Consider the following 14360-nt stretch of genomic DNA (forward strand, 5'->3'; position numbering starts at 1 on the left):
TATCTCCCCTTAACAAAGGGTCGCCCAGAGCAAACACCACAGGACGAACCCTCAAACGCAGCCGCAGAAGAAAGGGTCGATCATGACCGAAACCATTGCAGCACAGGCACCCCTCGCCGACACCTCCGAGCAGTTCAAGCTCGCCTTCGGCCACCAGCCCGCAGGCGTCGCCATCATCACCGCAACCGATGAAAACGGCGCACCCGCAGGTTTCACCGCCTCCTCGCTGACCTCCGTGTCCGCTGACCCCGCCATCATCGCCTTCTCCCTAAAAGCAAATAGCGGCTCCGCAGCAAAGATTGCTGCCGCCCCCTCCTTCCTCGTGCACATGCTCGACGCTGAGAATGTCACCATCGCGAAGAACTTCGCAACCCACGACTACCCCCGCTTCGCAGACACCAGCACCTGGGAATTCGTCTCCACCGGCGAGCCCCTCGTCCACGGCGTACGCCGCGTTCTGCGCGCAACCCCGCTCAGCCGCGTTGAGGCTGGTCCCGCAATCGTCTTCACTGCGCAGGTTGAAGAGTTCGTCCGCAACGATTGCGAAGGCACCCCGCTGGTCTACCACTCGCGTAACTTCCACGCACTGGGTGACCACTCGAACGTGAACAACTACAGCATCTAACCCCGCACATGGGTCACGGGGCGGTATTCGACGACCATGAGGCGAGGAATACCGCCCCGCGGCGTACCCTAAACGTAAAAGCGCACACGGCACACGACAGCACGCAGCAACATAGTGCACAGCAACACAGCTCAGAAGGAACAGTCATGACGGCTCAAACCGCCCAGCCCGCATCCCTCCCCTGGCTCGAAAAGCTCATCGCGATCCCCACCGTCTCCGGAACCTCCAACCTGGAACTTATTGAGCTCATCGAAGCCGAATTTGCCCGCTACGGCTACAGCGGCGTGCGCACCTACAACGATGACGGCACCCGCGCCAATCTGCTGGTCACGATTCCCGCCACTGACGGCACCACCCGCGGCGGCGTTATCCTCTCCGGTCACACGGACGTCGTACCCGTTGCCGGTCAGGCATGGGACGCCGACCCGTTCACCCTGCGCGTGGAGGGTACCCGCGCCTACGGCCGCGGCGTCTGCGATATGAAGGGCTTCCTCGCCATCGCGCTCTGGCTGCTGCCGCGCGTTGCCGAGGCGAAGCTGCGCATTCCCCTGCACTTTGCGTTCTCCTACGATGAAGAAATCGGTTGCGTCGGTGCGCCCTCCCTCATTGAGGAGTTCGTGGCGCGCGACCTCGCCCCCGACTACGCGATTGTTGGTGAGCCTTCCAGCATGCGCATTATCTCCGCGCACAAGGGCGCGCACCGCGGTCGCGTCACCTTCACCGGCGTGGCCAAGCACGGTTCCCTTGCCACCCACGGCGTGAACGCGGTTGCCGCAGCCGGCGAATTCATTACCTTCTTCACTGACATGGCGGACCGGTGGGAAGAAGAAGGCCCGTTCGACGAGTCGTTCATCATTCCCCACTCCACCGGTAGCGTGAACCTGGCAACCGGCGGCCTGCAGTACAACATCGTCGCCGAGCAGGCGGTCGTGGAGTACGATGTGCGCACCCTGCCGCAGGTGACCACCGAGTCCTTCGTGGAGCATATTGACCGCGAGCTTTCGGAGGTGATCCTGCCGGATCTGCAGGCACGCGCCGCACGCGCCGAAAAGCTGACCGGCGCACAGCCCGGTAGCCTCACCTCCCGCGTGGGCGTGAAGCACGAACTGCTCGCCGCCGTACCTGGCCTCGGTACCGAAGACGACGCGCCACTCATTCACCTGGCACACGAGTGGCTGGGCACCTACGGTGCACCGCAGAAGGTCACCTACGGCACCGAGGCGGGCCAGTTCCAGCGCGCCGGCGTGCAGAGCATCATCTGCGGCCCCGGCGACATTGCGCAGGCACACACTCCGAACGAGTGGATTGAGCTGGAGCAGCTGAGCGAATGCGAGCGCTTCTTCGGGGCGATTCTCGACTGGGCGAGCGCCAAGTAGCACATGTTGCCACCGTGTAGCGGCCGTGTAATCACCGTGTAGCGGCGTAACAGCCAGTCCACCGCGGTTCGCAAGAGCCGCAGTAAGAGCCGCATAAAAATTACAGAAACTGCCCGGGTACCCCGTGAGGTGCCCGGGCATTCTGTGCTGATGGCAGGTGGTGCAGGCGGGTGCTGATGGCGGGGGCGAGTGTTGGTTTGATCGCGGGTTTATTTTTGAGTTTCTCCATGGGTTCAACCGCGAATTGAGGGAGTGAGTCCAAGGTGTGGACTATGCCCGATTTTCCCCTCATCCACCACATTTATTTTTAAACGAAAAACCCGAAAAACCGCTTATGTCTAAGGGTGAAATAACACAAAAGTATTGTCTTCCAGGGGTATTCAAGGTTCCATAGATGCCAAAGGGTAAACACGCCACTCGGGCGGCATAACCCCACACAAAACCACACCTCCCTCACGCTCGGCACTGCACACCCGGTCAAACCCCGGTTTACCACCCGCAGTTCACTACCTGAAGGACACCCCGTGTACACCATCAGCCCCTACCTCGCCGAATTCCTCGGCACGCTCATTATGTGCACCATCGGCTGCGGCGTCATCGCCAACGTCGAACTTCGCCGATCCAAAGGCCACGGCGACAACTTCTTCACCATCGCCTTCGGCTGGGGCTTCGCCGTCACCTTCGGCGTCTACGCCTCCCACGCCTACTCCGGCGGCCACCTCAACCCCGCTGTGTCTATCGGCCTGGCAGCCTACGGCGAATTCCCCTGGGAGAAGGTCCCCGGCTACATCATTGCCCAGGTCCTCGGCGCAATGGTCGGTGCCGGACTGGTCTACCTCAACTACCTGCCGCACTGGAAGGCAACCGCCGACAAGAAGATTAAGCTCGGTATCTTCGGTACCGTCCCTGCCATTCACAACTATTTCACCAATGCCCTCTCCGAAATGATTGGCACGTTCATGCTGGTCTTCTCGGCGCTGTACACCGGTGTGAACTTCAAGCCGTCCATCAGCGGCGGTGTGGAACTCTCCCTCAACCTCAACGACGTGCTCAAGCCCCTCGCCTTCGGCTTCATGGTCGCCGTGCTCGTCATCGGTCTGGGGGGTCAGACCGGCTACGCGTTGAACCCCGCCCGTGACTTCGGTCCGCGCCTCATGCACGCCCTGCTGCCCATCCACGATAAGGGCTCCTCGCGCTGGTTCTACGCGTGGGTTCCGATCTGCGGCCCGATTGCCGGTGGTTTCATGGGTGGCGCGTTCTTCAAGCTCTACTACGAGGGTCAGGTCAGCCCGTGGCTGTTCGTTTCCAGCGCGCTGGCAGTTGTGGTTCTGCTCTTCGCATGGTGGGCTAATAGCCACCTGTACCGCGCACCCAGCTCCGAGGTCGTCCCCGAGTTTGAGGACACCCACGCTACCGCGGCGGCACGCGCAGCAACCTACACCCCGACCGGTTCCATGCCGATTCTGCTCCCCGAAGAGGTGAAGGGCAACCGCAGTACCCGCGTCGTGAACCGACTGACCGAGGACGAGTAGTCTTCCCGCCTGGGAACTTCCCTGTCTAGGGTTTCATCTAAAACGGCGAACCCCTCATTTTCATAACCTGACTTATGTTGTTCAGGTTATGAAAATGAGGGGTTCGTTGCGTCTACCTCACGGAAGGAGGTTCATTCAGGGGTGCCGAAAAGAAATATCGTCTAGAAAGGTCCTAGCTTAGGAATAAAAAGAGTCATCTCCTGAACGATATACTCTGCATCTTCCAAAGCCTCTTCAGCTTCTTCCACAGCTATAGGCTCATAATCCAAACCGGGATACTCAACCTCATGGCGAGTTCGACGCAAGCGAGAATACAGCTTACCCACCACATCATGAGGGCCTCGCTGAGCACGCAACGCATCACCCACCACAATATGACCTCCCCGAGTAGTCGGCCGCAGACCCTGCACCGCCAAGGCAGCAGTCATCGCCAACCTCGAAGCATCATAGAGGAGCGTATAGGCACCTTCCGGATCATCAACCACCAGACGATGCGCCGTCTTTAGATGCCGATGAGCACGCAACAACAGACCTTGAGCATGCTCACGATTTACAGTAACCCGTTCCAACTCACCGGCATTAATCAGCTCAAGCATGCGCTCCCGGCCAACAGTCCAAGGACCAGGAGTCGGGGCATTAGGCTTCAGCGTCGACATCATTCACCTCCAGCTGCCCAAAGAGAACCTCCATCGGGCGCGAGCGCACAGTCTGCACGAAACCATCCTGCGAGTTCCATGCCTCATGAGATAGCCGCTTTACGTTCACCTCATAGCCAAGCTTCTGCTCAGCATCATCAATAGCCTCATACAGCTTCTGACGTGAAGGGGAACCAACAACCAACACATCAATATCATTCGGCACGTGCCCAGCCACCCCAGAACGACGGCTAGCCCACGAGCCATAAATAGCGGCACCCTCAATATTGGAAATGCCCTGCAAAGTATCCCGGAGCACCGGAACGGGGCCATAAGTTACCAGGATCAACTGACGCATCGCCTGGCCCACCGGATTATCAACCTTGGCTTGCACCATACGGGTCCTACCAACATTCTGGACAGTCACCAGACCGGACTGTTCCAGACGATTCACCTCTCGGGAGACAGTCGGCAACGATGCACGTGTCGCATCAGCAATCTGAGACACCGTGTACTGCTGCTCAGGGTGAGAGAACAGCAATGCCATCACTTCACCCTGCAGGTCACTACGCAAGATAGGAAGGAGACTAGGAGCAGACGTTTTCATAACATGAATTATATCAATCATGTTATGAAAACGTCTGCTATTTTTTGGAGGGGTATTAGGCTGCAGCGGAAGCCATTGCCAGCACCCGATCATGCTTAGCGAGGCGGCGCTTCTGAATCGCGCGCACCACCCAGATGCACACCGCACCCAGAACCGCGCCGGCAGTATTGTTCACAATGTCATCCACATCGAAAGTACGGTAGGTGAAGCCCGCCAGACCCCAGTTACCGGTCAGCTGGCTCAGCTCAATGAAGCTCGAGAGCGCGAAGCCACTTAGTGCCGTAGCGCGCAGACCCCAGCGCAGGCAGCCCGCCGTAAAGAAGCCCAGGGGAATGAACATCGCAATATTGAAGAAGAGCTGCGCGTACACGGTAGTCGCGAAGCGGCGCAGACCCATGCCGGCCGTCAGGTCCCACGCCTGCTGCCAGCTCCAGCCCACATAGAAGCGCGGGTAGTACAGTTCGGGGTTCGTGACGCTATTCGCGCTACCAATCGGAGTCAGCGTCAGCGAAAGAATCGAGGCAAGGAACAACGCGAAAGATGCAGTCAGCAGGTATTGGCGGGTGCTGTGCGCTCGACCGGTCCTCTTGGCACGCAGGCGCATACCAATGAACCCGATGATAGAGAGTGCGACAGTAAGCGCCGCAATCTCGATGGCGAAGGTGCCAATCATGTGTTTACTGAGCAGTTCCTGCATGCCGTGTGTTCCTTAGGTCGTGAGAGTGAGTAATATGCTTTCCACCTGCATATATGCCTGTTCTAACATATATTTCCGATGGTATATAGCGGGTTACCGTTCATGCCCGCCGCATATCGTTCACCACCAGTGTAAAAGACCGCTCTATGGCTCACCCTAGGCGAAACTGTGAAAAAGCTGTACACGCACCCAAACATGCCATGAGAACCACCACAGCCGGTGCCGTCAGTACAAAACATCCGGCGGGAACACCGGCGCAATATACCGACCAAACAGCAGCACGAACAAGAGCGCGCCCGCAATCGCAGCCGCCATCGCACCCACAACCTGCACCAGCCACAGCATCAGGAACTTCACCATCTTGCCCTCAGCGCGGGCAGTCAGCGCCTCCACCATGGCGGTCGAGAAGGTCGTAAACCCACCCAGCAGACCGGTCGTAATCACCGTGCACCAGAACGCCACCTGTTCCGTGGCGTTATAGTGCACGCCCAGCGCGCGAGGATTAGAGACCGGCATAATCAGCAGGCCGTACAGGAACGAGCCCACCAGGTTAATGACGAACACCGGGCTAATAATCGACGACTCCGTGCGCAGGCGAGGCGACATCGCCTTATCGAGGAAGAAGCGGGTCATCGCACCCAGACCGCCGCAGAGGAACACCATCAGAGCGAAAAACATTAGCGGCCCTCCTCAGCATCGTGGACGGGTACCAGGCGGGACGCCACAAAACGGCCGGTCAGCATGCCAGCCGCGGCGGCAACCAAACCACCCACGAGCAGCACTGCCACCGCCAGCACCATATATTGAGCGTGCACCGTGTACGGCAGAAAAATCGTCTGCGCCAGCACCGCAGCAATCGACGAATAGGTCGTGTAGCCGCCCATCATACCCGCACCGAACAGCAGGCGGAACGAGTGAATCCGGTCCTCGCCGTCACGGCGCGCGTAGGCGTTCCACACCATCGTCAGCAGGCCCAGCGTGAACGAACCCAGCAGGTTCGCCACCAGCACGCCACCGGGGGTGTACACGCGGCACAGCGCACCCGTGCCGCCGCCCAAAAAGACAAGAAAAGGGGCAGGCACACGGGTTAGAACGCCTCCTATCCTCTGCCGGATACTCGCGCGGTTCCTCATCACCGTGCACCTGCCCTTTCGTCTCGTATTAGTCTTCAAAGTGCGCTACAACAGCGCACAAACACACACTAATACTTTAGCGGTTACCCAGGCTTTAGCTGTTACCCGAACCGGCGGCAGACTCACGCTCGTGCTGAATCTTCTCGCTCAGTGCGGCGCCCTCAACATCCATATTCGGGGTGAGGCGGTCCAGCCACTTCGGTATCCACCACGCCTTATCACCCAGCAGAGCCATAACCGCAGGGGTCAGCGTCATGCGCACGATGAATGCATCCACGAGCACGCCGAATGCCAGACCAAAGCCCATCGGGTGGATCATGGTCGAATCAGCGAAGATGAAGCCACCAAACACCGAAATCATGATGATCGCGGCAGCCACCACCACACGCACCGCATGGTTATAGCCGGTTACGATGGCGGTCGCCGCGTCCTTGCCGTGCACATACGCTTCACGCATGCCAGTCACCAGGAACATCTGGTAATCCATGGCAAGACCAAAAAGAATACCGATGAGCAGGGTCGGCAGGAACGACAGCACCGGACCCGGGTGGTCCACACCGAAGAGGAAGCTCATGAAGCCCAGCTGGTAGATGGACACCACGGCACCGAAGCTCGCCAGCACCGAGAAGAGGAAGCCCACCGAGGCAACCAGCGGAACCATGATTGAGCGGAACACCAGGATCAGCACCAGGAAGGACAGGCCCATCACTACGCCCAGGTACAGGGGCAGCTTCTGCGCGAGCACCTCAGAGACGTCAATATTGCCGCTGGTCTGACCCGCGATGCCGAGAGAGACCTCAGAGCCCTGAACCGGAACGGTTACGGCGCGCAGCTCGTGGACGAGCTCTTCGGTCTCCACGGAGCTTGCACTATGGGCAGGAATCACCTGGAAAATCATGAGGGTACGGTCATCGGTCATGCCGCCGGGAACCACAGCCTGCACGTTCGAGCCGCCGCGCTCCTTCACCGCAGATGCGATATCAATCTGCGCCTGCTGAGCCTGCTCCTCACTCATATTCGCGGGGGTGTGCGCAACCGCAACCAGCGGGGCACTCATGCCCTCACCGAACTTCTCCTTGACCAGCGCGTACGACTTGTACGCGGCGCTATCGGAGGGGTAGTTCGAGGCGTCGGGCAGGCCCAGGCGCATCTGAGACATGGGAGCGGCAACCGCCAGCAGCGCCAGCGTACCCATCACCAGGGTCAGTAGCGGGCGAGCCAGCACGAGGCGCAACCAGCCATTCGGCTTCTCGGTGCGGGCGGCATCCTGCGCGCGGCGTTCCTCAATCTTCTTCGGAGTATCGATGGAAGCCCACAGCTTCTTCGACATAATCTTGGTGCCCGCCAGGGACAGCACCGCCGGGGTGAGGGTAACCGCAATCAGAGCGGCAACAACCACGCAGAACGCGGCGGCGTTACCCATCACACCCAGGAAGGGAATACCGGTCACGTTCAGCGCAACCAGCGCAATAATCACGGTGCTTGCCGCAAAAATCACGGCATTACCACTCGTACCGTTCGCCAGGGCAATCGCCTGGATCTTCGGCATGCCGTCAAGCAGGTTCGTGCGGTAGCGGTTCAGGATGAACAGCGAATAGTCGATACCGACCGCCAAGCCGAGCATCAGGCCCAAGGTGTAGGCGGTGGAGCTCATCTGAATGATGGAAGACAGCGAGAGCGTGCCGAGCACACCCACCACCACGCCCACCAGGGACATGAGAATCGGCAGGCCGGCAGCTACGAGGGTGCCGAGCATGACCATCAGCACGATGAAGGCGATGACCATACCTGCAACCTCACCGGTGTGCGAGCCGCCGCCGAGCGCAGATTCGCTCAGGTTCGCGTCGAACTGGACGGTCGCCCCGTGCAGGTTCGCCAACTCGATATCGGACATGACCTTCTGCAGGTCGGCGGAGGGAACCTCAAAAATCTTCTTCTTGAACGACACGGTCGCAATCGCCGTGGACTGATCCTCAGAGACCATACGGTAGCCTGCGGTGAAGTCGTACAGCTTCTGCTGACGCTCCAGCTGCTCACGCTGTGCGGGTAGCTCACTTTCGGTCTTCTGCAGCTGGTTGCGCTGCTCGTCCAGCTTCTTCTTGCCCTCAGCCAGCTCATCCTTCTTGGAGGCGATTTCTGCGCGGCCCGCATCGACCTGCTTCTGGCTCTCGGCGAGGGTGTCGCGCTGCTGGTTGAGGGCGTTCTGCTGTTCGGTCAGCTGCGTCTGCTGGGCGTTGAGTTGCTCCATCATGGCGGCGGGTGAGCCTGCCGCCTCCGCCTGGGCATAGCCCTCCTTCAGCTGTACCTGGGCGTCATCGAGCTGATTCTGCGCCTCATCCAGTTGCTTTCGGCCCGCGGTAATCTGCGCCTGGGAGTCGTCGAGCTTCTTCTCACTGTCAGCAATCTGCTTGGTGCCGTCTTCAATCTGAGAGGCGGCGGCGTTCAGCTGCTTTTTGCCGTCCTCAATCTGGGCGGGTGCAGCACCAAGCTTGGTGTGTGCCTCGTCGAGCTGGGTTTTCGCTTCGGCAAGCTTGGAGGTGGTGGTGAACGGGTCGGTGACCGCGTCCACGGCGGGCACCTCGGTGGTGAGCTTGTTCAGCGCGGTAGAGAATGCCTGCTTCTGTTCTTCGGTGAGGGCGGTGCCGTCGCCGGTGGTGATAATGATCTGGCCGGAGCCGCGGTTGGCGCTCGGGAAGCGCTGTGCGAGCTCGTCGGAGAGCTGCTGGGTCTGCGTTCCGGGCATGGTGAAGGTGTTGCTGAGCTTGCCGTGGAACGCGGTGTAGGCACCCGCTACACCGGCAATGATGAGTACCCAGGCAAGGATGACAGCCCAGGCACGGCGGGCGGCGGCTTCACCGATGCGGTAGAGCCATGTAGCCATGAATTATTCCTTTGAAGTTGAGTGAGTGAAGAGTTTGGTGCGTTGGGTGCGTGTGAATACGGTGGTTGCCCTGTACTGCGATTGCTGTGCCCTGTTTTTGGGCAAAAAACACCCCGCTTCGGGCACCTGCAGGTGAGGTGCCCGAAGCGAGAGTTTTTGAGCGTGAACGCTTTGGGGCTTAGCTTGCGAATTCGCCCTGGACCAGACGGCCCAGGTAGTCGAGTGCCTCGAGTACGCACTGGCGCATCGCTTCGATGGCGAGTGCTTCGGGGTGGGTGCCTTCGGGGGCTTCCGCTGCGACCTTGGCGGTTACTTCTTCGGCGCGGGTGAGGTAGTAGTAGACGCCTTCACCGATGGTTTCGGAGAGGTTGGAGGCGAAGACTGCCACGCGCAGGTAGGGCAGGTCGGGGTATGCCTCGAGGTACTGTTCGAGGAAGATGTCGTAGGTGCGCTCGAGGATGACATGCGAGTATTCCTCGAACTTTGCGGGGCTGTCCATTTCGAGGGCGTAGAGCAGGTGTGCGAAGGGTGCGATGTACTCTTCGAGGGTGTTGCTCATGAAGACGTTGCGGGCGATGGAGAGCATTTCGGCTTCCATGCTTGCGTTTTCGCCGGAGATGCTGAAGTCGCATTCTTCGAAGATGCGGTTGAAGTACTGGTTCATGCGGGTGACCAGCACGTCGTCTACGGAGGCGAAGTGGTTGAAGATGGTGCGGCGGGAGACGCCGGCGCGTTCTGCGAGTGCTTCTGCGTTGAGGGCGCCGTAGCCGCCCTCGAGGATGAGGGATTCTGCTGCCTCAACGATTGCGATGCGGTTCTCTGCCTTGCGGGCGGAACGCTTGTCCGTGATGTTCGCGGGGGATTCAACAAGATTAGCCATGTTTTTTACAATACGCGCATTGTTTCACCGAGGGTAACTATTTTGGGGTTAGATTGACCACATATTTGCACTCCAGGTAATAAACTTGAAGTGCAGATTTAATGTTTACTCAACAAGCAATTTAGCGTTTTGGCATGTCAAACCAATATAAAACCGCAAAAGCACAACAAAAGGGGAGCAGAGTGCACACACAACACACCCCGCTCCCCCTCAAGCAGCCATTCACAGAGTGGACACACAGACCAGCTAGCAGGCCAGACGGCTAATTAGACACCGGACTAGGCAACCGACTGAAGACGCGCATCCAGCGGCAGACGCACTGTAAAGACCGTATGGCCCGGCTGGCTCTGCACCTGAATCGAACCGCCGTGCGCCTGCACGATTGCCTGCACAATCGCCAAGCCCAGGCCGGTGGTTCCATCCGAGCCGGAGCGCGCCTTATCGGCACGAGTGAAGCGGTCAAAAATCTTCGGCAGGAACTCGGGCGCAATACCCGGACCGTTATCGGTCACGGTAACTACGGCCTCGCGACGTGCCGCATCCACCGACAGACCCGCGGTCACGCGCGTACCCTCATCGGTATGCTTGCGGGCGTTCGAGAGCAGGTTCAGAATCACGCGCTGAATCTGGGAGCGATCCGCCACCACTTCGACGGGCTCATCGGGCAGGTTCAGGTGCCACTCGTGGGTGCGGGCTGCCGCCTGCATATCCGAGGTGCATTCGAGTACCAGCTCGGTCAGGTCAACCTGCTCTAGCTTGGGTTCGCGGCCTTCATCGAGGCGGGCGAGGGTCAGCAGGTCTTCCACGAGGCGGGACATACGCTCAGTCTGCGAGTCGATGCGCGCCAGGGAGGACTGGCCGGACTCACTGAGTGGTTCGGTCCAGCGGAGCATATCGGAGTAGCCCTTAATGGCGGCAAGGGGCGTGCGCAGCTCGTGGGATGCGTCCGCAATGAAGGCGCGAATCTGGTGCTCGGTGCGTTCGCGCACTTCAAGGGCGGAATTTACGTTATCGAGCAGCTGGTTGAGGGCGTAGCCCACCGCACCCACTTCGGTACGCGGGTCGGAGTCTCTCGGTTCCACGCGCACCGCCGAGGAGATGGTGTGTTCTTCCAGATCCAGGTGCGCCACGTCGGTTGCCACCGCGGAGACTCGTTCCAGCGGCTTCATGGTGCCGCGAATAATGTAGGAGCCAGCCACACCGGCGCCGACCATTACGGCGATGGATCCGAGGGACACCACAATCACGAAGATGGTGAGGGTCTGCTGTACGTTGGCGAGCGGAATACCGACCACCTGGGCGTCAGCACTGCTATTGGCCTTCGGAGTGATTTTCACGAGGTACAGACCGGATTCCAGTTTGACCTCACGCTCTTCTTCCTTGGTGGCATTCAGTGCCATGGTTCCGAGGGTTACCTGGTCGTTGGCGGAGAGGGTTTGTACGGTGCCGTCTTTAGCGAGCTTGCTGGCGATTTCTACGGCACCTTCGGACTCCACGCAGGTGATGATGGTTCCGGACGCCTGACCGGGTGCGAAGAGCGAGTTGCTCTTCTGTAGGTCACTACAGTCCACTTCTTCTCGTTTGCCGTCTCGGGAAGTCGGCTGCACCACGCGGTGGCTGGTTTCTTTGAGGTCGCTTTGCGCCTGCTGGTAGAGGGAGTTCTGCAGGGTCACGTAGGTGGACAAGCCGATAATGAGGCAGGCGACGCCGAGGGCTGCCACAAGGATTGCGATGAGACGCGAACGCAGGTGGGGTACGTAACCCAGTTCTTCGGGGGATGCTTCGGGGTTCCGCATGCTCTTCCAGGCGGCGCGTAGGCGCACGAAGAAGTTTCCGCGGGAGGGAACGGATCCGGCGCGCGCGGAAGTACCCGCGCGTAGGGGGCGGGTTGCTTCGTTATCCGAGGAGGCGGGTTCACCGGGTGAGTAGGAGCCCACGAGCATCCTTTCTTTCTATATTCGAAATACGGAATATAACTGATATGGCGCGGTATAACCGGGTGTTATACCGCGCCATATGAAGAGCAGAGAATAAAACTATACAGCGGGACGCAGCACGTAACCAGCACCGCGCACGGTGTGAATCATCGGTTCGCGACCCACGTCAATCTTCTTACGCAGGTACGAGATGTACAGCTCCACAATATTTGCCTGGCCGCCAAAGTCGTAGTTCCAGACGTTATCGAGAATCTGACTCTTGGAGACCACGCGCTTCGCGTTCTCCATAAGGTAGCGCAGCAGGTCGAACTGTGTTGCGGTGAGGTTAATCTGCTCGCCACCGCGGGTCACCTCGCGGGTATCCTGATTCAGCACCAGATCGCCGACGACCAGCTCAGCGTCGTCAATGGCGGCAACACCGGAGCGCTGCACCAGGCGGTGCAGACGAATCATCACTTCTTCCATTGAGAAGGGCTTGGTCACGTAGTCGTCCGCACCGGCGGCAAGGCCTTCGATACGGTTATCGACCGAATCCTTAGCGGTCAGGAAGAGGCAGGGAACTTCGGGGTAGAACTTGCGGATACGGGATAGCAGCTCCAGACCATCGAAGCCTGGCATCATAATGTCCAGCACGAGCACGTCGGGGCGCCAATCGCGGGCAATCGCGAGCGCGGAGGGGCCGTCGCCTGCTGACTGCACCTCCCAGCCGATCATTTTCAAGCCCATGCTGACGAGTTCTTTGAGCATCTCTTCGTCGTCAACAACGAGGGCGCGGATGGGACTACCGTCCGGGTGCTCTAGCGCGGGAAGGTTCTTTGCGATTTCGGTTGCTTTGCTGCTCATGTGATTAAGGGTATCGCGATTTAGGATTCGTGGCGGGGCGGGAGCCGGTTTTCAGCCGCAAACTTATGGAATGCTTGCCCGCACCACAGCTGAGACACAGCTTTACCCCGCATTTGCGCATTACCCCTTCATGACGGCTTCAAACTTTCGGTAGAATTTGTACTAGCTTAGGTAACACTCAATCACCTTTGCGTATCTTTTGATTTTGCCGTTTCTGTTCCGGCGACCCAACACCCGCGAAGGAGGATGACACATGCGCATTAGCCGTATTTATAACAATAATGTTGTCCTCACGGTGGATCATTACGGCAAGGAGTCCGTGATGATTGGTCGCGGCATTGCTTTTGGTAAGCGTAAGGGTCAGCTGATTGACCCGTCTGCGGTGGAGCAGACCTTTGTTCCAGAGCAGGGCATGTCGGGTGAGCGCCTTAGTATGACTCTGTCTGAGATTCCGGCGGAGATTCTGTCGATTGCCACGCTTTTAGAGTCGAAGGTGCGCGCCGAGGGTGCACTGGAGCTGTCGAACTCGTTTATTCTTCCGCTGGCTGATCACCTGCACTATGCGGTGGTTCGTGCGCGTGACGGGGTGCGGGTGCAGTATCCACTCGCCCCGGAGGTGACTGTTCTCTACCCGCGCGAGGTGGAGTACGGTCGCGCAGTGTTGGCGATGGTTCGCGAGAGCCTGCAGGTTGAGCTGGACCCGAACGAAGCTATTCCTTTGGCGTTGCACCTGGTCAACGCGCAATTTGCGACGGCGGACATGTCTCAGGCATTCCGCATGACCGAGGTTTTCGCGCAGGTTTTTGAAATTATTGAGGCAAGCTACGAGCGGAAGCTCGACCCGGATTCGATGAGTGCGGCACGTTTTGTGACGCACCTGCGGTACCTGTTTGTGCGGGCGAGCCGCGCCTCCGCAAATCGCGCGGAGGATGCTGATGAGGTGTCGCAGCCGAGTTTGTTGGCGGCTCTTCGTGCGGATGCGCCGCGCGCCTACGCGTGTGCACAGAAGGTTTTGCTGGTACTGCAGATGCAGCTGAAGCAAAGCCTGACTCGTGATGAGTTGACGTATTTGACGATTCATATTGCGCGTCTGGCGCGGGATATGTGGGGCATTAACGCTTAGCGTTGGTGTTTCCAAAAAATGCAGGGGTGAAAGCGGTTGGAGGGTACTCCGGCCGCTTTTCTGTATCCAGGTTTGGGTAGGGCGCGCCGGG

13 protein-coding genes are annotated in these 14360 nt (G+C 59.2%); 4 read left to right on the forward strand and 9 right to left on the reverse strand.

What is annotated here, in order from left to right; genetic code table 11:
• Positions 1–82 precede the first annotated feature (82 nt).
• The 3 genes from HMPREF2927_RS00810 (at position 83) to HMPREF2927_RS00820 (ending at position 3533) form a co-directional block, all read left to right on the forward strand.
• On the forward strand, positions 83–625 hold the full coding sequence (locus HMPREF2927_RS00810) for a flavin reductase family protein (RefSeq protein WP_070684733.1): 543 nt from the start codon (positions 83–85) through the stop codon (positions 623–625).
• 146 nt (positions 626–771) lie between these two features.
• Positions 772–2001 (forward strand): acetylornithine deacetylase, encoded by a 1230-nt coding sequence (gene argE, locus HMPREF2927_RS00815; RefSeq protein WP_070684735.1) that lies wholly within the window; start codon positions 772–774, stop codon positions 1999–2001.
• 524 nt (positions 2002–2525) lie between these two features.
• The gene (locus HMPREF2927_RS00820) at positions 2526–3533 is read left to right on the forward strand and encodes an MIP/aquaporin family protein (RefSeq protein ID WP_070684737.1); all 1008 of its coding nucleotides are present in this window, start codon (positions 2526–2528) and stop codon (positions 3531–3533) included.
• Positions 3534–3694: 161 nt separating this feature from the next.
• On the opposite strand, the gene HMPREF2927_RS00825 is transcribed toward HMPREF2927_RS00820, so the two are convergent.
• The 9 genes from HMPREF2927_RS00825 to HMPREF2927_RS00865 form a co-directional block, all read right to left on the reverse strand.
• The gene (locus tag HMPREF2927_RS00825) at positions 3695–4129 is read right to left on the reverse strand and encodes a HEPN domain-containing protein (protein ID WP_070684817.1); all 435 of its coding nucleotides are present in this window, start codon (positions 4127–4129) and stop codon (positions 3695–3697) included.
• 40 nt (positions 4130–4169) lie between these two features.
• The gene (locus HMPREF2927_RS00830) at positions 4170–4715 is read right to left on the reverse strand and encodes an ArsR family transcriptional regulator (RefSeq protein WP_083324830.1); all 546 of its coding nucleotides are present in this window, start codon (positions 4713–4715) and stop codon (positions 4170–4172) included.
• Positions 4716–4830: 115 nt separating this feature from the next.
• A complete protein-coding gene (locus HMPREF2927_RS00835) occupies positions 4831–5472 on the reverse strand; it encodes a VanZ family protein (RefSeq protein WP_070684739.1) in 642 nt (213 codons plus the stop codon).
• A 225-nt stretch (positions 5473–5697) separates the two neighbouring features.
• The gene (locus tag HMPREF2927_RS00840; protein ID WP_070678835.1) at positions 5698–6150 is read right to left on the reverse strand and encodes a fluoride efflux transporter FluC; all 453 of its coding nucleotides are present in this window, start codon (positions 6148–6150) and stop codon (positions 5698–5700) included.
• On the reverse strand, positions 6150–6554 hold the full coding sequence (locus tag HMPREF2927_RS00845) for a fluoride efflux transporter FluC (protein WP_246827040.1): 405 nt from the start codon (positions 6552–6554) through the stop codon (positions 6150–6152). Before HMPREF2927_RS00845 ends, HMPREF2927_RS00840 begins: the two co-directional genes overlap by 1 nt.
• A 145-nt stretch (positions 6555–6699) precedes the next feature.
• The gene (locus tag HMPREF2927_RS00850) at positions 6700–9486 is read right to left on the reverse strand and encodes an MMPL family transporter (RefSeq protein ID WP_070684741.1); all 2787 of its coding nucleotides are present in this window, start codon (positions 9484–9486) and stop codon (positions 6700–6702) included.
• A gap of 178 nt (positions 9487–9664) precedes the next feature.
• A complete protein-coding gene (locus HMPREF2927_RS00855) occupies positions 9665–10366 on the reverse strand; it encodes a TetR/AcrR family transcriptional regulator (RefSeq protein ID WP_049357527.1) in 702 nt (233 codons plus the stop codon).
• Positions 10367–10644: 278 nt separating this feature from the next.
• Positions 10645–12309 (reverse strand): sensor histidine kinase, encoded by a 1665-nt coding sequence (locus HMPREF2927_RS00860; RefSeq protein ID WP_246827315.1) that lies wholly within the window; start codon positions 12307–12309, stop codon positions 10645–10647.
• A 93-nt stretch (positions 12310–12402) separates the two neighbouring features.
• A complete protein-coding gene (locus HMPREF2927_RS00865) occupies positions 12403–13146 on the reverse strand; it encodes a response regulator transcription factor (RefSeq protein WP_005507990.1) in 744 nt (247 codons plus the stop codon).
• A 253-nt stretch (positions 13147–13399) separates the two neighbouring features.
• Between HMPREF2927_RS00865 and HMPREF2927_RS00870 the strand changes: the two genes are divergently transcribed.
• Positions 13400–14269: a PRD domain-containing protein gene (locus HMPREF2927_RS00870; RefSeq protein ID WP_070684743.1), complete on the forward strand. Its 870-nt coding sequence runs from the start codon at positions 13400–13402 to the stop codon at positions 14267–14269.
• Positions 14270–14360 lie beyond the last annotated feature (91 nt).

Source organism: Rothia sp. HMSC061E04 (genome assembly GCF_001813685.1).
Lineage (GTDB): Bacteria > Actinomycetota > Actinomycetes > Actinomycetales > Micrococcaceae > Rothia > Rothia mucilaginosa.